Origin of the sequence: Pseudomonas sp. B19(2017) (assembly GCF_002113165.1) — a bacterium.
Taxonomy (GTDB): Bacteria; Pseudomonadota; Gammaproteobacteria; order Pseudomonadales; family Pseudomonadaceae; genus Aquipseudomonas.
This window is the reverse complement of the sequence record NZ_NEJR01000017.1, coordinates 20,424-39,161: the sequence shown is the minus strand read 5'-3', so window position 1 is coordinate 39,161 and position 18,738 is coordinate 20,424. Positions and strand designations below refer to the sequence as shown.

General features: G+C 63.3%; 14 protein-coding genes. 2 read left to right on the top strand and 12 right to left on the bottom strand.

The window, feature by feature from the left end; genetic code table 11:
* The first annotated feature begins 80 nt into the window (after positions 1-80).
* Positions 81-431, top strand: coding sequence for a BON domain-containing protein (locus CAF70_RS20430; RefSeq protein WP_085625688.1), 351 nt, complete (start codon positions 81-83; stop codon positions 429-431).
* A gap of 79 nt (positions 432-510) precedes the next feature.
* On the opposite strand, the gene CAF70_RS20425 is transcribed toward CAF70_RS20430, so the two are convergent.
* Positions 511-813 carry a putative quinol monooxygenase gene (locus CAF70_RS20425; RefSeq protein ID WP_085625687.1) on the bottom strand — a complete coding sequence of 101 codons (303 nt, stop codon included), beginning with the start codon at positions 811-813 and terminating at the stop codon, positions 511-513.
* 60 nt (positions 814-873) lie between these two features.
* On the opposite strand from CAF70_RS20425, the gene CAF70_RS20420 reads away from it, so the two are divergent.
* Positions 874-1,287, top strand: coding sequence for a VOC family protein (locus CAF70_RS20420; protein WP_010955354.1), 414 nt, complete (start codon positions 874-876; stop codon positions 1,285-1,287).
* 120 nt (positions 1,288-1,407) lie between these two features.
* Here CAF70_RS20420 and CAF70_RS20415 read toward each other — a convergent pair whose 3' ends face one another.
* The 11 genes from CAF70_RS20415 to CAF70_RS27140 form a co-directional block, all read right to left on the bottom strand.
* A complete protein-coding gene (locus CAF70_RS20415) occupies positions 1,408-4,344 on the bottom strand; it encodes a DUF748 domain-containing protein (protein ID WP_085625686.1) in 2,937 nt (978 codons plus the stop codon).
* 78 nt (positions 4,345-4,422) lie between these two features.
* On the bottom strand, positions 4,423-5,292 hold the full coding sequence (locus tag CAF70_RS20410) for an oxygenase MpaB family protein (RefSeq protein WP_085625685.1): 870 nt from the start codon (positions 5,290-5,292) through the stop codon (positions 4,423-4,425).
* Between the two features lie 41 nt (positions 5,293-5,333).
* Positions 5,334-7,268, bottom strand: coding sequence for an acetate--CoA ligase (acs, locus tag CAF70_RS20405; protein WP_085625684.1), 1,935 nt, complete (start codon positions 7,266-7,268; stop codon positions 5,334-5,336).
* A 198-nt stretch (positions 7,269-7,466) separates the two neighbouring features.
* A complete protein-coding gene (pgi, locus tag CAF70_RS20400; protein ID WP_085625683.1) occupies positions 7,467-9,131 on the bottom strand; it encodes a glucose-6-phosphate isomerase in 1,665 nt (554 codons plus the stop codon).
* A gap of 230 nt (positions 9,132-9,361) precedes the next feature.
* Entirely contained in the window at positions 9,362-10,225 is an 864-nt protein-coding gene (gene panC / locus CAF70_RS20395) for a pantoate--beta-alanine ligase (protein WP_085625682.1), read from the bottom strand.
* Positions 10,222-11,022: a 3-methyl-2-oxobutanoate hydroxymethyltransferase gene (panB, locus tag CAF70_RS20390; protein ID WP_085625681.1), complete on the bottom strand. Its 801-nt coding sequence runs from the start codon at positions 11,020-11,022 to the stop codon at positions 10,222-10,224. The genes panC and panB overlap by 4 nt, the downstream gene beginning before the upstream one ends.
* A gap of 262 nt (positions 11,023-11,284) precedes the next feature.
* Positions 11,285-11,764, bottom strand: coding sequence for a 2-amino-4-hydroxy-6-hydroxymethyldihydropteridine diphosphokinase (folK, locus tag CAF70_RS20385; protein ID WP_085625680.1), 480 nt, complete (start codon positions 11,762-11,764; stop codon positions 11,285-11,287).
* Positions 11,761-13,149, bottom strand: a complete 1,389-nt coding sequence (locus CAF70_RS20380) for a polynucleotide adenylyltransferase PcnB (RefSeq protein WP_085625679.1) — start codon at positions 13,147-13,149, stop codon at positions 11,761-11,763. The genes folK and CAF70_RS20380 overlap by 4 nt, the downstream gene beginning before the upstream one ends.
* 838 nt (positions 13,150-13,987) lie before the next feature.
* Entirely contained in the window at positions 13,988-15,430 is a 1,443-nt protein-coding gene (locus CAF70_RS20375) for a sigma-54 dependent transcriptional regulator (protein ID WP_085625678.1), read from the bottom strand.
* Positions 15,431-15,434: 4 nt separating this feature from the next.
* Positions 15,435-18,410 carry a sensor histidine kinase gene (locus CAF70_RS20370; RefSeq protein WP_178076410.1) on the bottom strand — a complete coding sequence of 992 codons (2,976 nt, stop codon included), beginning with the start codon at positions 18,408-18,410 and terminating at the stop codon, positions 15,435-15,437.
* On the bottom strand, positions 18,394-18,570 hold the full coding sequence (locus CAF70_RS27140) for a hypothetical protein (protein ID WP_003250005.1): 177 nt from the start codon (positions 18,568-18,570) through the stop codon (positions 18,394-18,396). The genes CAF70_RS20370 and CAF70_RS27140 overlap by 17 nt, the downstream gene beginning before the upstream one ends.
* Positions 18,571-18,738: the final 168 nt, after the last annotated feature.

Here is an 18,738-nt window from a genome sequence, read left to right as displayed (position 1 = left end):
TGGCACAGCGCATGCAGCTACCTTCATACCTGACGCCAGGACATACGGCGCAGACCCTTCGAAAAACAGGAGTGACTCACATGAAGAAGTTCGCCATTGCTGCCGCTACTGCTACCGCCCTGACCCTGACCATGGCTAACGGCGCGTTCGCCGCAGAGCCAACCCAGGCGCCAGTCATGTTGGCCGCCAATACCGTGGACAACGCCAAGCAGGAAGGTTCTGATACCTGGATTACCACCAAGGTGAAAGCGGACCTGCTGACTGAAAAAGGTATCCCAGGCAGCGACATCAAAGTCGAGACCAGCCAAGGTGTCGTCTCGCTGTCGTCTGACGTGGCGGTGACTCAGTCCCAGAAAGAAGAAGCTGTTCGTATTACCAAGAACATCAAAGGCGTCAAGAGTGTGATGGCTGACGGCCTGAAAGCTGAATAAGGAATGTCCAGTCGGCCAAACGGATTTGGCCCCCTTTGCTCCAGGCCCCGGCGTTTTGCCGGGGCTTTTCATTGCGCGCCTAGTACACCGGGTTACGCGCAACCACATCACTTTCGAAGCATTCCTGTTCGAGTATCAGCGGCTCGACCAAGGGCCGGCTGTCGCGAAAATGCGCAGTCTGGGTGTGCGCTTCGTACGCCTCGTCATCGCGATAGATCTCGTACAGGTAGATCAGCTCCGGGTCGATTCTGTCTTGCGACACATCGAACACCAGGCAACCGGGTTCGGTGGCGACGGAAGCCGCCGCGTTGACTTTGATCGCGTTCAGAAAATCCACTGCGCAACCGGGCTTCACCCGGATCTTGATGAACAGGCTATACACAAGGCGCTCCTTTTGTTTTAAATTCAATTCTAAATTGTATACAAAAATGGAGCTTCGCCAATGTCCGAATTGCCTGCCCGCCCTGGCCGCCTGAACGGCCTGCGCCATATTGCCTTGTTGGTGCCCAACCTTGAGGAGTGCGAACGCTTCTACGTCGATGTGCTGGGCATGGAAGTGCTGAACCGCGCCAACGAAGACCTGGTGTATCTCACTTGTGGTAACGACAACCTGTCGCTGGGACGCGGGGCAGGGGCCGCCAATGGGTTGCAGACCCTGGATCACTATGGGTTCATCGTCGACAGCGTGGAGGAGCTGGAAGCCTGGTATCAGTATTTCAAGGCCCATGGCGTGACCTTGCTGGACCGACCGTTCAACCATGGAGACGGGGCGCGCAGCTTCCACCTGCTGGACCCGGCGGGAAACAAGGTGCAGCCGCTGTATCACCCGGCGGTGTCGGGGCAGCGGTTGGTGTGAAGCCTGTACCGGCCTCTTCGCGGGCTGCCCGCTCCCACAGGGTCCGCACATAGCTCAAGGCCGGTGCAGTACCTGTGGGAGCGGGCAAGCCCGCGAAGAGGCCAGACCTGCTAGTAGAAGTTACTCGGCATCCAGATGCATCGGCGTCACCACGCGCCCATCGCTCTCGGCCTGGCCCAGGCTGGTATCGATGAAGTACACCCGGTCATCTTCCAGCTGGCCCTTGTCCACCAGGTAGTCCTTGATGCTGCTGGCCCGCTCCTGGCCCAGTGTGCGCAGCAGTGCAGTACTCTCGGCCCAGGACTTGATCACCGCCTCGCGAAGCTTGGCAGTGCGCTCGTCGCGGCCCAGTTGCTCCCATTCGGCAGGCGGCTGCTGTTTCAGGCGGTTACGGTAGATGCCTTCGAGCATCGCCGGCTTGTCGCTGTCGTCGACCACCAGCATCGACGCATTGGCCGGCACTTTGTCGCCGCGACGTTGCAGGATCTTGTACCAGGTGGCCTGGTACTCGCGCTCCAGGCGCTGCTGGGCGATCAGCGGGCCATCGCTGGCCTGGGCGCTGGTGCCTTCGATTTCCAGGCGCAGTTCCGGGCGTTCCTTCAGTGCCGATGCCAGCTTGTCCAGCGATGCCTGGGCGTCGCCATTGAGCTCGCTGGAGCCCGGGGCGAAGGACACATTGCCCAGGTCTTCCGCGCCACCACCGGCAACCAGCCCGCCAATGAACTTGAACGGTGCCTGCGCCGCACGCAGCACCAGGTTGCGCAGGGTTTGCCAGACGATCGGCATCACGCTGAACTGCGGGTTGTTGAGGTCGCCGGATACCGGCAGCTCGATCGAGATCTTGCCTTCGGTATCCTTCAGCAACGCCACCGCCAGGCGGATCGGCAGGTCCACGGCGTCCGGGCTGTCGACCTTCTCACCCAACTGCAGCTGCTCCACCACTACCTTGTTCTCGGCCTTGAGCTGGCCATTGGTGATCAGGTAATGCAGGTCGAGGTTGAGCCGGCCCTTGCGGATACGGAAGCCGGCGAACTTGCCGGAATAGGGCGTCAGCGTGGTCAGCTCGACCCGCTTGAAGCTGGTGGCGATATCCAGGCTGGCCAGCGGGTCGAACGGGTTGAGGGCGCCCTTGATGGTGACCGGCGCGTAGCGGTCGACCTTGCCCTTGACGTCGACCTTGGCCGGCAACGGCTTGCGGTTGTCGATGGTGCCGATCTGGCCGTTGAGCTGCTGAATGGCCGTGGCGAAGTTGGGGGTGAGGGACAGGTCGGCGAAGTTGGCCGAGCCATCGTTGATGTCGATCTGGCCGATGTGGATGCCCAGCGGCTTGTCGTTGCTGGCCGCGGCTGGCTTGGCCTGGCTGGTCGCCGGGGCGCCGGTCGGCTGCGGGATCAGCAGGTCGTTGATGTTGGTAGTGCGGTCTTCGTTGATGATGAAGCGTGCATAGGGTTGCAGCAGGGTCACCTTGTCGATCGACAGGGCATCGCCGTGCACATAGGACAGGCCATCGACATTCACCTGCTGCCATTTGACGAAGTCACGGCTCTTGATGGTGTCGAGGGTATGCAGTTGGCTGACCTGTGCCTTGCCGGTAACGCTGAAAGCCAGCGGTGCGGTGTTCTTCAGGTCGACCTTGAGGTCGCTGGCGAGCATGCCGCTGCGCAGCTCCAGCAGGATGAACGGGCTGATGTAGGCCTGGGCCACCCGCAGGTCGATGTCGCGGCTGCTCACGTCCAGCTTGGCCCAGATGGGCGCCAGGTTGACCTGGCCGGCCGCCTGCAGTTTGCCTTGCTTGCCCACGCCGGTATCGAGCTTGAGAGTGAAGGGCGACTGGTTGAGGCTGTCGAAACCTTGCAGGTCGGCGTTCAGTGGGCCGACGTCGAGGGCCACCGGCTCTTTCTGGGTACGGTCTGCCAGGTGCACCAGGTAGTTACGCAACTGCACGTCCTTGAGCAGCACCTGCCAGGGCTTGCTCGGCTGCTTGGCGGCTTGCTGTTCGGGGGTGGGGTCGGCGGTGGCTGGTTCGGCCTTTTGCTTTGGCGTGGCCTTGGCCGGCTGGCTGGCGAACAGCTTCTGCCAGTCGAGTTGGCCGTCCTTTTCCAGCGCGGCCCAGGTTTCCAGCTTTTCGCTGCGGATCTTGCCCACGATGACCAGCTGCTTGACCAGGTCGACCGAGGTCTCGCTCACCTCCAGGCTGGCCAGGCGTGCCAGCGGGCGGCCATCCGGTGCCTTGATGGCGAACGGTGCAATGCGTACCGACGCGTTTTCCAGCAATAGCTCGGTCTGCTTGGCGAGGTTGAGCTTGTAGTGGGTGTCGAGGCTGACTACGCCGTTTTCCAGCACCAGCGGCACGGCATCGCGCACATAGGGCCAGAACGCCTTCATGTTGCCGTCGGTGACCTTCAGCGTGCCTTCAGAGGCGATCGGCGCCAGGCTCAGGGTTCCTTTCCAGTCGATGCGCCCGCCGTTGGGGCCGATGGCCACCAACGTCATGTCGGCATTGTCGTTGGGCAGGGTGCTGAGGTTCTTCAGCTCCAGGTTCATGTTGTCGTAGAGGAATTCGATCGGCTCGCTCGGGCGCAGGTCCTCGAAGTGCAGGTAGCCGTCGCTGAGCTTGATGCTGCCGATGCGCAGCGGGAACGGGTCGGTGGGCGGCTCGTCGGGCTTGGCTTCGCTTGGGGGTAACCTGAACAGTTGGGTCAGGTTGAGGGTACCGTCCTTGGCGAACAGCACTTCGTTGCGTGGCTTGACCAGTTCCACTGCGTCCAGGTGCAGGGCACCGCTCCACAGGCTGTCGAGCGAGAGGTTGGCGTACAGCCGGTCGAAGCCGACCTGCTCCTTGCCCGGCTCGCCGATCTGCAGGCCCCATAAGGTCAGCTCGAGGCTGAAGGGGTTGAGCTCGATCCGTTCGAGGTGGGCAGGCACGGTTGCGTACTGGGCCAACTGCTGGTTGGCGATGCGCAGCGCGACACCGGGGAGAACGAGAAAGCCGAGAAGGCTGTAAAGGGCTACGAGGGCCAGCAGTGCGCCAGCGGCGCGAGTCAATCCTTTGTACATGTGTCGCTTCGTCTGTCTAAGCAGGAGAGCTTGGAGTATGGCACGTTAAATCAGTTCCGCTGAGGCGACCATTCGACCTCATTCGATGCCCATGCGCCGTCTGGCCCGGTGCGCCGAGCCGTCACGCATCGCCCAGCGCAGTACTGGCGCGGTGCGCTGCAGGCCCAGGCGGATCATGCGCCGCTGCAACGGACCGTGCTGCAGGCCGAGCATGGCCTGGGCCCAATCAGGTAGCAGGTCGAGGCCAGCGTGCAGCATCAGCTTGCCCACCGGCTGTGCCAGGCGGCTGGGGGCGGGGGCGTCGAGCAGGATATCGAGCACCTGCAGGCTGCGGGCATCGCAAAGCAACTGTGGGCGCATACGCAGCAGGTAATCCTCGACCTGCTGGCGCGAGCGCGGCACGTTGCGCGCACCCAGGCGCTCGGCAATCAGCGCGATCTCTGCGTAATAGGCGTCCTGTTCGGCAACTGCAAGGTGCGGGTTGCAGTAACGCAGGTGGGCACTCAGGAAGCTGCTGACTTCCGCCACATGCACCCAGGTCAGCAGGTCGGGGTCGCTGGCCGCATACGGGCGGCCATCCGGTGCGGTGCCGGTCACCTGCAGATGGATGGTGCGCACCTTGTCGATCAGCCATTCGGCATCGCGGGTGGCGCCGAAGGTGGTGCCGGAGATGAACTGGCTGGTACGGCGCAGGCGGCCGAGCAGGTCTTCACGGAAGTTGGAGTGGTCCCACACCCCGGCCAGGGCCAGCGGGTGCAGGAGCTGCAGCATGAGGGCGCTGATGCCGCCCACCAGCATGCTCGGGAAGTCGCCATGTACCCGCCAGCTGATGCTGTGCGGGCCGAACAGGCCGGGATCGCCCTTGGGCGATTCCAGGTCGAGCTGGCCGAGGGCCAGCCCGGTAAGGCTCATGACCTGGGTTTCGATGCGACGGCGAAGGGCTTCCATGGCGACCTGTGTTCAGGGCGGCCATGGACGGCGGCCGCCGGTTACTGGTTGAGGCGTTTGTCGATCAGGCCCTGCACCACGCTGGGGTCGGCCAGGGTCGAGGTATCACCCAGGTTGTCCAGCTCGTTGCAGGCGATCTTGCGCAGTATACGCCGCATGATCTTGCCTGAGCGTGTCTTGGGTAAAGCCGGGGCCCACTGGATCAGCTCGGGTTTGGCGAAACTGCCGATTTCCTTGCTGACCAGGGCCAGCAACTCGGCCTTGAGTGCGTCGTCCGGCGTTACGCCATTCATGGGCGTGACGAAGGCGTAAACGCCCTGGCCCTTGAGGTCGTGGGGGTAACCGACCACCGCCGCTTCGGCGACGCTGTCATGCAGCACCAGCGCGCTTTCCACTTCGGCAGTACCGATGCGGTGGCCGGAAACGTTGATCACGTCATCGATACGCCCGGTGATCCAGTAGTCACCATCGGCATCACGGCGGGCACCGTCGCCGGTGAAGTAATAGCCTGGCATTGGCTTGAAGTAGGTGTCGACCATGCGCTGATGGTCACCATAGACGCTTCGGATCTGCCCGGGCCAGCTGGCCTTGATCACTAGCAGGCCGGCACCGGCGCCTTCGATGAGCTTGCCCTTTTCGTCCAGCAGCGCTGGTTGCACGCCGAACATGGGCTGGGTGGCACAGCCGGGCTTGAGCGACTGCGAGCCGGGCAGCGGGGTAAGCATGATGCCGCCGGTTTCGGTCTGCCACCAGGTATCGACGATGGGGCAGCGCTTTTGCCCGACTTCCTCGAAATACCATTCCCAGGCTTCGGGGTTGATCGGCTCGCCGACGCTGCCCAGCAGGCGCAGGCTCTGGCGTGAAGTGCTCTGCAGCGGCGCGGAGCCTTCGCGCATCAGCGCGCGCAGGGCGGTCGGGGCGGTATAGAAGATGTTCACCTTGTGTTTGTCCACCACTTGCCAGAAGCGCGAGGTGTCCGGGTAGTTGGGTACGCCTTCGAACATCAGCGAGATCGCGCCGTTGGCCAGCGGACCATAGACGATGTAGCTGTGGCCGGTGACCCACCCGACATCGGCGGTGCACCAGAACACCTCGCCTTCACGGTAGTCGAACACCACCTTGAAGGTGAGGGTGGCCTGCAGCAGATAGCCGCCGGTGGTGTGCAGCACGCCCTTGGGTTTGCCGGTGCTGCCGGAGGTGTAGAGGATGAACAGCGGGTCTTCGGCGCCCATCGGCTCGGGAGCGCAGTCGTCGCCGGCCTTTTCCGTCGCCTCGTGGTACCAGAGGTCACGGCCATCGGCCCAGGCAACATCGCCGCCGGTGCGGCGCACCACGAACACGCTGCTGACCGCTGGGCAGCTGGTCAGGGCTTTGTCGACGTTGTGTTTCAGCGGGATGCGTTTGCCACCGCGCACGCCTTCATCGGCGGTGATCACCGTGCGGCAGTCGGCATCGAGGATGCGGTCGCGCAGGGCGTCGGGCGAAAAGCCGCCGAACACGACCGAGTGGATGGCACCAATGCGGGTGCAGGCAAGCATGGCGAAGGCGGCCTCGGGGATCATCGGCATGTAGATGCACACCCGGTCGCCTTTCTTCACCCCGCGTGCTTTCAAGGCATTGGCCAGGCGGCAGACCTGGCGGTGCAGTTCGCGGTAGGTGATGGCCTTGGAATCCTTGGGGTCATCGCCTTCCCACAGCAATGCGGTCTGTTCGCCACGTCGGGCCAGGTGGCGGTCGATGCAGTTGTAGCTGACATTGAGCTGCGCGCCGTCGAACCAGCGGGCGTTGCCGGTCTTCAGGTCGCATTGCTGCACGCTCGTCCAGGGCTTGATCCAGTCCAGGCGCTTGGCCTGCTCGGCCCAGAAGGCGTCGGGGTCGTCCACCGACTGGCGGTAGAGGCGGCGGTACTCGTCGGGGGTGAGGGCGGCGGACTGGCTGACGGCCAGGGCCTGGGGGTAGTTGCGAATATCGAACATGGCGGGTGGTCCTGCTCTTGTAAGGGGCGATGGACTGCAACGGCTATTCGATAGGACAGTGTAGCTGGGAGAGGTGTTCAACCTGTGCCGGCCTCTTCGCGGGCTTGCCCGCTCCCACAGGTACTGCACAGTTCTTGAGGCCTGTGCGGTACCTTTGGGAGCGGGCGAGCCCGCGAAGAAGCTGGCGAAGGTCTCAGATCAACCGCGGTGGCGACCGCGGAAGTAGTTGATCAGGCCTTGGGTGGAGCCATCTTCGGCGCTGTCTTCCAGGCTCCCTACAAGACGTTGGTAAACGCCCTTGCCCAGCTCCTTGCCCAGCTCCACGCCCCATTGATCGAAGGCGTTGATGCCCCAGATCACGCTCTGTACGAAGACCTTGTGCTCGTACATCGCCACCAGCGCGCCCAGGCGGCGCGGGCTGATGCGTTCCACCACCAGCGTGTTGCTCGGGCGGTTGCCCGGGATCACCTTGTGCGGGGCGAGCTTTTCGATGTCCGCTTCGTTCAGGCCTTTGCCGCGCAGCTCGGCTTCGGCTTCTTCGCGGGTTTTGCCCAGCATCAGCGCCTGGCTCTGCGACAGGCAGTTGGCGTACAGCCACTGATGATGGTCGGCCACCGGGTTGAAGCTCACCACCGGCACGATGAAGTCAGCCGGAATCAGCTGAGTGCCCTGGTGCAGCAACTGGTGGTAGGCATGCTGGCCGTTGCAGCCGACACCGCCCCAGATCACTGGGCCTGTGTCGGTCTTCACCGGGGTGCCGTCCTGCAGCACGCTCTTGCCGTTGGACTCCATGTCCAGTTGTTGCAAGTGCTTGGTAATGTTGCGCAGGTAGTGGTCGTACGGCAGGATCGCGTGGCTGCTGGCGCCCCAGAAGTTGCCGTACCAAACGCCCAGCAGGGCCAGCAGCACCGGCATGTTCTTGTCGAACGGCGCAGTCTGGAAGTGCTGGTCCATGGTGTAGGCACCGGACAGCAGTTCCTTGAAGTTGGCAGTACCGATGGCCAGGGCGATCGGCAGGCCGATGGCCGACCACAGCGAGTAACGCCCGCCCACCCAGTCCCACATCGGGAAGATGTTTTCTTCGCGGATACCGAAGGCCACGGCGGCGGCCTTGTTGCTGGAAACGGCGATGAAGTGGCGGTACAGCTCGGCTTCCGAGCCACCCTGGGCCAGGTACCAGGTCCGCGCGGCCATGGCGTTCTTCAGGGTCTCGAGGGTGTTGAACGACTTCGACGAGACGATGAACAGGGTGGTTTCGGCGCGCAGGTTGGCCGACAGCTCGTGGAACTCACTGCCATCGATGTTTGCCAGGTAGTGGCAGCGCACGCCGCGCTGGGCGTAGGGCAGCAGCGCCTCGGAGACCAGCTCGGGGCCGAGGAACGAGCCACCGATGCCGATGTTGACCACGTCGGTGATCGGTTTTTCGCTGTAGCCGCGCCACAGGCCGTCGTGGATACGGCCGACCAGTTCGGTGATCTGGTTGAGCACCTTGTGCACTTCCGGCATGACGTTCACGCCGTTGACACTGAGCTTGTCACCTACCGGACGGCGCAGGGCGGTGTGTAGCACCGGGCGACCTTCGGAGGCGTTGATGATTTCGCCGCTGAACATCGCTTTGATGGCGTCCTGCAGGCCCACTTCGTTGGCCAGGTTCACCAGCAGGTCGCGGCTTTGTTCAGTGATCAGGTTTTTCGAATAGTCGAGGAACAGGCCACAGGAGCTCAGGGAGAACTGATCGAAGCGCTTGGTATCGGCGGCGAAGGCTTCGCGCATGCTGAAGCCTTGCATGGCGTCGCGGTGTTGCTGAAGCGCCTGCCAGGCGGGCAGGGCCGTGACATCGTGGGGTGTACGGTAATACGCCATTGCGCGGGGTTCCCTTGGTGCGTGGTGAGACCTTGGACACGGCAGGCATTGCCGGGTTCAGGCTGGCACCATTATAGGCAAAGCCCACTTGCAGGGAATGGGTATGGCGGGGGAATTTGGGGGGGCGCTTTGCGCCCCATTCGCAGCACAAGGCTGCTCCTACAAAGGAAGGTGATCTTCTGTAGGAGCAGCCTTGTGCTGCGAATGGGCTGCAAAGCAGCCCCAAGGCGTTACGCGGTCTTATCTTCTACATGCAGGTACAGGTTGTCGATCAACCGGGTGTTACCCAGGTAAGCCGCAGCAATCACCACCACGTCACGGTCATCGAGCTGCGCCGGGCGCAGGCTCACGGCATGACGCACTTCCAGGTAATCGGGGCGGAACCCGGCTGCGGTCAACTGCGCCTGGCCTTCGGCTACCAGCGCGGCAAAGTCCCGCTGACCCCGGCCAATGGCAACCGCGATGTGCTGTAACGTGCGGTACAGCGCAGGCGCGGTCGCCCGCTGCTCAGGCGTGAGGTAACCATTGCGCGACGACAGCGCCAGGCCATCTTCGGCCCGCACCGTGGGCTCGCCGATGATCTGGATCGGCATGTTCAGGTCGCGCACCATGGCACGGATCACCGCCAGCTGCTGGAAGTCCTTTTCACCGAACACGGCAAGATCGGGCTGGACCATGTTGAACAACTTGTTGACCACGGTGGCCACACCTTCGAAATGCCCGGGCCGGCTGGCGCCGCACAGGCCTTCGGAAAGTTGGGGCACGCTGACGCGGGTTTGCACGCTCATGCCGTCGGGGTACATCTCTTCGACGCTGGGCGCGAACAGCAGATTGCAGCCAGCCTGGAGCAGGCGCTCCTGGTCGGCAGCCAAGGTGCGCGGGTACTTGTCGAGGTCTTCGTTGGCGCCGAACTGCAGCGGGTTGACGAAGATGCTGGCGACCACGAAGTCGGCGCGCTGTGCGGCCTTGGTCACCAGCGCCGCGTGGCCGCTGTGCAGGTTGCCCATGGTCGGCACGAAGCCGATGCGCTTGCCTTCACCGCGGGCGCGGGCGACTGCGGCGCGCAGTTCGCGGACGGTCTTGACTGTATTCATGCACTGAACCCGTGTTCGCTGCCTGGGAAGCTGACTTGCTTGACCGCCTCGACGTAAGCGACGAGGGCGCTGTGGATATCCGGCTGGCCTTGCATGAAGTTCTTCACGAACTTCGGTACCCGGCCGCTCAGCGACAGGCCGAGCATGTCGTGCAGGACCAGTACCTGGCCATCGGTACCGCTGCCGGCGCCAATGCCGATCACCGGAATGGCCACGGCACTGGTGATTTCCGCTGCCAGTTCGCTGGGCACGCATTCGAGCAGCAGCATGGCCGCACCCGCTTGCTCCAGGGCGATGGCGTCGGCGCGCATTTGCCGGGCCTGGGCTTCCTGGCGACCCTGGACCTTGTAGCCACCTAGCACATTGACAGTTTGCGGGGTCAGGCCCATGTGCGCGCACACTGGCACGCCACGCTCGGCCAGCAGGCGGATGGTCTCGGCCAGCCAGGCAGCGCCTTCGATCTTGATCATGTGGGCGCCGGCCTGCATCAGCGTGGCGCTGTTGGCAAAGGCCTGCTCCGGGGTGGCATGCGCCATGAACGGCAGGTCGGCGAGGATCAGCGCGCCGTCGTTGCCACGTTTGACGCTGGCGGTGTGGTAGGCCATGTCCGCGGTGGTCACCGGCAGTGTGCTGTCGTGGCCTTGCAGGACCATGCCCAGCGAGTCGCCCACCAGCAACACTTCGACACCGGCCTGGCTGGCGGCCTTGGCGAAGGTCGCATCGTAGCAGGTCAGCATGGTGATTTTTTCACCCTTGGCCTTGAGGCCATTGAGGGTGGTCAGGGTTACTTCAGGCATGTAGGAAATTCCTCGTTCAGGCGCTGTAAAAAACGACTGCATTCAACGCGTGTAGTCATCTTCCGGAGCGGCACATCATCGCGCGTGATGTTCGGGCACAGGTCCGTCCGGGCCTAAATACGGGTATGCGGCACTTTGGTGCCACACGGGACGCCTATAGTCGTGAGCGAGGTGGGGGAAGTCAATCGCCCTGTTACCGCATTGTTACGATCAGGGTGTTACTGGCGTTACCGCGCTAGTGTACAAGGCTGGAACGCCCAGTTTACAGGCGTTCCAGGCCGACGAACGGGCAATCGTCGAGCAGTTGCGCGAGGGCGCGGCCATCGGCCAGGCGGAAATCGCCCGGTACCAGTTCCGCCAGCGGGTACAGCACGAAAGGCCGGGCATGCATGTGGTAATGCGGCACTTTCAGGCGCGGCTCGTCGAGCACCTGGTCGCCGAACAGCAGGATATCGAGGTCCAGTGTGCGCGGGCCCCAGCGCTCCTTGCGCACACGGCCTTGTTCGTTCTCGATGGCCTGCAGGGCATCGAGCAGGGCCAGCGGCGCCAGGGCAGTGTCCAGGGCTGCGACGGCATTGGTGTAGCGCGGCTGGCCGGGTAACAGCGAATCGCTGGTGTACAGGGCCGAGGCTGCCACCAGGCGTGTGGCTTCGACCTGGTCGAGGGCCTGCAAGGCGCTGCGCAGCTGCTCGGCCGGTGCGTCCAGGTTGCTGCCCAGGCCGATATAGGCGCGGGTGCTCACTCGAACGCCTCGTCGCCACTGCGCTTGCGTTTGCCACCGCTGCGCTTGCGTTTGCGCGGGCCGGCACCAGCGCCTTCGTCACGGCTGCCCAGCTCGCGGATCATCTCGCGGCGCTCGCTGTCGTTGGCATCCTGGTAGTCGGTCCACCACTGGCCGAGGTCGTCGGTTTCTTCCCCGGCGCTTTCCCGCAACAGCAGGAAGTCGTAGCCGGCGCGGAAGCGCGGGTTGTCCAGCAGCACGTCGGCGCGCTTGCCGCTGCGGCGTGGCAGGCGCTCCTGCATGTCCCAGATCTCGCGGATCGGCAGGGTGAAGCGCTTGGGGATGGCTATGCGCGCGCACTGCTCGGCGATCAGGTCGTGGGCCGCACCGTTCATGGCCGGGATCGGCGGCACGCCCTGGTTCTGCAGGTGTAGCACGCGGGCCGGCAGGGCTGGCCACAGCAGTGCGGCGAAGAGGAACGCCGGGGTTACCGGTTTGCCTTGCTTCACGCGCAAGTCGGTGTTGTGCAGCGCCTGGCTGATCAGCGTGTGGGTGTAGGTCGGGCGCTCGTCCAGGGCATGCGAACTGGCCGGGAACAGCGGCTCGAACAACTGCAGGTCTACCAGCATTTCGAAGGCGATGGCGCCCTGGCCGGAAAGGAACAGCTTCAGGCTTTCTTCGAACAGGCGCGCGGGCGGAATCTCGCGCAGCAGCGGGGCCAGTTCGCGGATCGGCTGGACCGTGTGCTTTTCGATGCCGAAGTCGAGCTTGGCGGCGAAGCGCACCGCGCGCAGCATGCGCACCGGGTCTTCCTGATAGCGGTGGGTAGGGTCGCCGATCAGGCGCAGCAGGCGGTTGCGGATATCGTGTACGCCATTGGCGTAGTCGAGTATGCGCTCGCTGACCGGGTCGTAGTACAGGGCGTTGATGGTGAAGTCGCGACGTTGCGCGTCTTCTTCCAGGGTGCCGTACACGTTGTCGCGCAGGATGCGGCCACTGGCATTGTGCGACGAACGGTGGCTGTCGCCCTGGTCGTCTTCCGAGTGGTGGGCGCGGAAGGTGGCAACTTCGATGATCTCACGGCCGAAATGCACGTGGACCAGCTTGAAGCGGCGACCAATGATGCGCGCGTTGCGAAACTCGGCACGGACCTGTTCGGGGGTGGCGCTGGTGGCGACGTCGAAGTCTTTCGGCGTGATACCCAGCATCAGGTCGCGGACGCAGCCACCGACCAGGTAAGCCTGGTAACCGGCGCTCTGCAGGCGTTCCACGATGTTCACCGCATGGCGGCTGAACTGGTGGCGTTGCAGCGAGTGCTGGCTCTTGTTGATCACCTCAGGCGTGGTGCGCCTGTGGTGCGGGCCCGGTACGGGCGGGCGAAACGACTGGAACAGCTTCTTCAGCATGGGATGCACTGTTTGAAGGAATGTTCGGCCAAGAATAGGAGAATGGCCGCATGATGGGCGGGGATTCTAGCATTTACTCAAGGAATGGTGTAGGCGGGTAGCAGGATGCCTGCCGGAGGGTAGAAACGACAAGGGGAGCCTAAGCTCCCCAAGAAGTCGTTGCGTGCTCTTATTGTTTTTTTGCTGGGCTTCTTGTTTTTGTTGAGTGCCCTGTCCACAAATCTCGAAGCTTGTGGACGACCCCTAATCCAGGGGTTAAGAGCAAACGGATTGCTTTGGTCGCTGATGTCACGTTGATCTGTCGATCCAACCAGTTCAGGCGCTGCTTTTTAGTGCAGTTTTTATTGTTCTCTGCCTGGTTGTGGGGCAAGCCCCAAACACGCATCCTCTCCAAAAGAATCAGTTAGCTGCGCCTCCGCCGTCTTGTTTTTATTGTGCGTGAGCCGTTTCGTCTTGTTCTTATTCTGAGTTGCAGTGCTTGTTATTGTTCTTGTACCAGACATATAGCAGGTGCCGTGCCAACTTTTGCAAATCCAGTAAAATCAAGGGGTTGCGGGCGACTGACAGTTTTTCAGTGGTCGAAAATGTCGAAATTTCGTTACCGTACGCCTCGGGAACTGTTACGGCGGAAAGCTTGGGTAACAGATTTTTGCGGGGGCTGATGTGTTACCTAGGGGTGTGCGCTGGCTTTGCTGGCCCTTTCGCGGGCACGCCCGCTCCCACAGGCATTGCATCACCCTTGAGGGCAATGAAATTCCTGTGGGAGCGGGCGTGCCCGCGAAGAGGCCGGAGAGGTTGTCGATAGAGGCAGGAGGAACCTCCCGCCCAGGTAACGCGGTTACTCGCTGGTAGCGTTGCTCTTGCGCCGCGGGATGCCCAGGCGCTGGCGGCGTTCCCACAGGCACTTGCGGCTGACCCCGAGCTTTCGGGCCAGCTCGGTTTCGGTCATGTGATCCTGGTGTTCGAGCACGAAGTGCTGGAAGTAGTCCTCCAGCGACAGGTCCTCGGTCGGCTCATGGCTGGCATTCGTCGCACTGGCCACGGCCAGGGCGTTGTCGAGGATTTCGTCCTCCTCCAGGTCACCCAGCTCGATGTCGATGCCCAGCAGGTCGGCGGAGATTTCTGCGCTCTCGCTGAGGATCACCGCACGCTCCACGGCGTTTTCCAGCTCTCGCACGTTACCCGGCCAGCTGTAGTGACGAATGGCCTGCTCGGCTTCGGCCGAGAAGTGCAGGTCGTCACGGCCGATGCGCGCACTCTGGCGGGCGAGGAAGGCGCTGGCGATTTCGTTTACGTCACTGCCGCGCTCGCGCAGGGCGGGCAGTTTCAAGGCGATCACGTGCAGGCGGTAATACAGGTCTTCACGGAACTGGCCGGCCTTGGCCAGGTTCTTCAGGTCACGGTGGGTCGCGGCGATCAGGCGTACATCGACCTTTTGCGACTGTACCGAACCCACCCGGCGAATCTCGCCTTCCTGTAGCACGCGCAGCAGGCGGGCCTGGGCTTCCAGCGGCAGCTCACCGATTTCGTCGAGGAACAGGGTACCGCCATCGGCGGCTTCCACCAGGCCGGCGCGCCCGGCGCTGGCGCCGGTGAACGCGCCTTTTTCGTGGCCGAACAGTTCGGATTCGATCAGTGTCTCGGGGATGGCCGCGCAGTTCACCGAAATCATCGGCGCCTTGGCCCGGCGCGAGAGGTTGTGCAGGGCGCGTGCAACAAGCTCTTTACCGGTGCCTGACTCGCCCTGGATCAGCACGTTGGAGTCGGTGGGCGCGACCTTGCGGATCTTGCTGTACATGTCTTGCATCGGCGGGCATGAGCCGATGATACCGATTTCGCCATTGGCGGCTGCCGCGCTGCCTTTGTCGGCCGGTGCGGCCTTGCCATTGGTGGCGCGTGGCTCGGCCGCTGGAGCGGCAGCCGGAGCGTTCTGCCTGTCACGCAGGATACGCGCCACCGCTTGCAGCATTTCGTCGTGGTCGAAGGGCTTGGCGATGTAGTCCACCGCGCCCATTTTCATCGAGTCTACCGCCGAGCGCAGGCTGGCGTAGCTGGTCATGATCAGCACCGGTGTGCCTTGGCCGAGCTTGATCAGTTCGGTGCCGGGCGCGCCTGGCAGGCGCAGGTCGCTGACGATCAGGTCGAAGGTGGCAATGCTGAAGCGTTCCTGGGCTTCCTGCACCGAGCCGGCTTCGCTGACCTGGTACTGGTTCCGTTCGAGCAGGCGACGCAAGGCCGAGCGGATGATGGTTTCGTCTTCGACGATCAGAATGTGCGGCATTGATTCAATTCTCTCGACGGTCTCGAATTTCAGGGGACGTCGCTACGACATGCCGGGGCAGGGTCACGCGGATCCGGGTGCCACGTTGCCGTTCGATATCGGCCGGGCTGTCGATGGTGATTTGCCCATAATGCTCTTCCACGATGGAATAGACCAGAGCGAGCCCCAGTCCGGTTCCTTCGCCCGGGTCCTTGGTGGTGAAGAAGGGTTCGAACAGGCGGTCCATGATGTTCTTCGGGATCCCGCTACCTTCGTCCTCGACGATCAGGTCGACGGTGTGCTCGTTGACCTCGCTGCGCACGCGCACGGCACTGCCGGGCGGAGAGGCATCGCGGGCGTTGGACAGCAGGTTGATCAGCACCTGGGCCAGGCGCTGCGGGTCCCCTTCGACCCAGTGGTCCGGGTCGCAGAGGTTGAAGAACTGTACTTCGAAATTACGCCGGTTCAACGCCAGCAGACCAATGGCGTCCTGCGCCACTTCGGCCAGGCACACCGGCTCTTCGCTGTTCTGGTGGCTGCCGCCGGCATGGGCGAAGCTCATCAGCGACTGCACTATGCGCGATACTCGCTTGGTCTGTTCGAGAATCTGGCTGGACAGCTCGGTGATTTCGCCATCACCCTCACGCTCTTCGCGCAGGTTCTGCGCCAGGCAGGCGATGCCGGTGATCGGGTTGCCGATCTCGTGGGCCACGCCAGCCGCCAGGCGGCCGATGCTGGCCAAGCGTTCGGAGTGTACCAGCTTGTCCTCCAGCGCCTGGGTTTCGGTAAGGTCCTCTACCAGCAGCACCAGGCCGCTGTTGCCGGGTGCCAGCGGCTCGTCGATCGCCGCCTTGTGCAGGTTCAGCCAGCGCGGCTGGCCATCCAGCGCCAGGCGCTGCTTGTGCAGGTGTTCGTCGGGCACGTTGATGAACCCTTGCAGCAGGCCGCGCCAGGGCTCGTCGATGGTGACCAGGCGCGAGCCGACCACGTGCTTGGCGGCGATGCCGGTGAGCTCCTCCATGGCCTTGTTCCACATCAGGATTTCCTGGTCCTTGGCCAGTGAGCAGACGCCCATTGGCAGCTCTTGCAGAGTCTGGCGGTGGTAGCGGCGCAGGGCGTCGAGTTCGGCGGCCAGGCCGGTCAGGCGCGAGTGGTAGTCTTCCAGGCGGCTTTCGATGAAGTGGATGTCCTCGGTCACGTAGTTTTCGTTACCAGACTTGTACGGCAGGAAGGTCTCGACCATGTCCTGCGCCACACTCGGCCCCATCAGGCCGGACAGGTTGGCCTCGATACGGTCGCGCAGGCGGCGCAAGGCATAGGGGCGGCGCTCATCGAACGGCAGATAGAGGTCGCGCAGGGCCTGTTCCACTTCCTTCTGCGCAGCCTTGGCGCCCAGTGGCTTGGCCAACTGGGTGGCGAACTCCTGCGGCGAGGCGGCGTGCAGTTCGCGGCGTTGCGGGCGGCGCACGTTGTCCACTGCGCAGGCTTCGGCTGCGCTGACCTCTTCATTGCTGGCGTTGGTGAACAGCGAGATCAGGGTGAACAGCAGCACGTTGGCTGCCAGCGAGGCGATCGCCGCCATGTGCCAGCTGGTGTCGTCCAGCACGTAGATCATGTCCAGCAGCGGGATGTAGAAGCCCTGCAGGTTGCCCAGCAGCGGCAGCAGCATGGTCACCATCCACACCAGGGTACCGGCCAGCAGGCCGGCGATGAAGCCGCGGCGGTTGGCAGTGGGCCAGTACAGCACCGACAGCACGCCGGGCAGGAACTGCAAGGTGGCGACGAAGGCGACGATGCCCAGGTTGGCCAGGCTCTGGTGGTTGTTCTGGGTCAGGTAGAACATGAAGCCGGCGGTGATGATGGCGACGATCAGCGCGCGGCGGGTCCACTTCAGCCAGCGGTAGATATTGCCTTCGGCCGGCGGCTGGTACAGCGGCAGCACCAGGTGGTTGAGGGCCATGCCGGACAGCGCCAGGGTGGTGACGATGATCAGCCCGCTGGCAGCCGACAGGCCGCCGATATAGGCCAGCAGCGCCAGTGCCTGGTTGTTGGCGGCAATCCCCAGGCCCAGGGTGAAATACTCGGGGTTGGTGCTGGCGCCCAGGCGCAGGCCGGCCCACAGCACCAGCGGTACGGCCAGGCTCATCAGCAGCAGGAACAGTGGCAGGCCCCAGCTGGCACTGACCAGTGAGCGCGGGTTGAGGTTTTCGGTGAAGGCCATGTGGTACATGTGCGGCATGACGATGGCCGAGGCGAAGAAAACCAGCAGCAAGGTGCGCCATGGCCCCTCCTGCAGCGGGGTGTGCAAGGCCGCCAGGGCGGTCTGGTTCTGCAGCAGCCACACCTCCAGCTGGTGCGGGCCGCCGAACACGCCATACAGGGCATACAGGCCGATGCCGCCCAGCGCCAGCAGCTTGATCACCGACTCGAAGGCGATGGCGAATACCAGCCCTTCGTGTTTTTCGCGCGTGGCGATGTGCCGTGAACCGAAGAAGATGGTGAACAGGATGATCAGCGTACAGAAGGCGAAAGCCACCCGGGCCTTGACCGGCTCACCGGTCAGGATGCTGATCGAGTCGGCCACCGCCTGGATCTGCAGGGCCAGCAAGGGCAGCACACCGATCAGCATGATGATGGTGGTCAGTGCCCCGGCCCAGGTGCTGCGGAAGCGGAACGCCAGCAGGTCGGCCAGCGATGAAAGCTGGTAGGTGCGGGTGATCTTGAGGATCGGGTACAGCAGCACCGGTGCCAGCAGGAACGCCCCGGACACCCCCAGGTAACAGGCAAGGAAGCCGTAGCCGTACTGGTAGGCCAGGCCCACCGAGCCATAGAAGGCCCAGGCACTGGCGTACACGCCCAGCGACAGCGTGTAGGTCAGCGGGTGGCGAATGATGGAACGCGGGATCAGCCCCCGCTCGCTGATCCAGGCAACGCCGAACAGCACCATGAGGTACGCGGCACTGATCAGGATCATCTGGGTCAGGCTAAAGCTCATCGGCATCTCGTTGGCTCTGCAGGATGAAGGTGACGACGATCAGGATCAGCCAGAGCAGGTAAGGGCGATACCAGGCTCCGGTCGGCTCGATCCACCAGTCCATGATGGCCGGGGAGAACAGGTAGATCCCCACGACCAGAAGCAGGACCAAACGATAGATGTACATGCTGGCCTCGATGGTTGGGCGCTGCGGGCTTGGACTTATTATTGGCGCAAATGGCTGGGGGGATGCTAGCGGGAATCCATAGGGTTCGCCAAGAGGTTGAATTTGTTGGGCTTTTGTTTTGGGGGCCTGTGCCGGCCTCTTCGCGGGCGCGCCCGCTCCCACAGGTAA

Coding starts and splice junctions, on each gene's coding strand:
- CAF70_RS20370 (WP_178076410.1), bottom strand. CDS start 18,410: ATGCCGATGAGCTTTAGCCTGACCCAGATGATCCTGATCAGTGCCGCG.
- CAF70_RS20380 (WP_085625679.1), bottom strand. CDS start 13,149: ATGCTGAAGAAGCTGTTCCAGTCGTTTCGCCCGCCCGTACCGGGCCCG.
- CAF70_RS20410 (WP_085625685.1), bottom strand. CDS start 5,292: ATGGAAGCCCTTCGCCGTCGCATCGAAACCCAGGTCATGAGCCTTACC.
- CAF70_RS20430 (WP_085625688.1), top strand. CDS start 81: ATGAAGAAGTTCGCCATTGCTGCCGCTACTGCTACCGCCCTGACCCTG.
- CAF70_RS20420 (WP_010955354.1), top strand. CDS start 874: ATGTCCGAATTGCCTGCCCGCCCTGGCCGCCTGAACGGCCTGCGCCAT.
- CAF70_RS20375 (WP_085625678.1), bottom strand. CDS start 15,430: ATGCCGCACATTCTGATCGTCGAAGACGAAACCATCATCCGCTCGGCC.
- CAF70_RS20415 (WP_085625686.1), bottom strand. CDS start 4,344: ATGTACAAAGGATTGACTCGCGCCGCTGGCGCACTGCTGGCCCTCGTA.
- panB (WP_085625681.1), bottom strand. CDS start 11,022: ATGCCTGAAGTAACCCTGACCACCCTCAATGGCCTCAAGGCCAAGGGT.
- panC (WP_085625682.1), bottom strand. CDS start 10,225: ATGAATACAGTCAAGACCGTCCGCGAACTGCGCGCCGCAGTCGCCCGC.
- pgi (WP_085625683.1), bottom strand. CDS start 9,131: ATGGCGTATTACCGTACACCCCACGATGTCACGGCCCTGCCCGCCTGG.
- CAF70_RS27140 (WP_003250005.1), bottom strand. CDS start 18,570: ATGTACATCTATCGTTTGGTCCTGCTTCTGGTCGTGGGGATCTACCTG.
- acs (WP_085625684.1), bottom strand. CDS start 7,268: ATGTTCGATATTCGCAACTACCCCCAGGCCCTGGCCGTCAGCCAGTCC.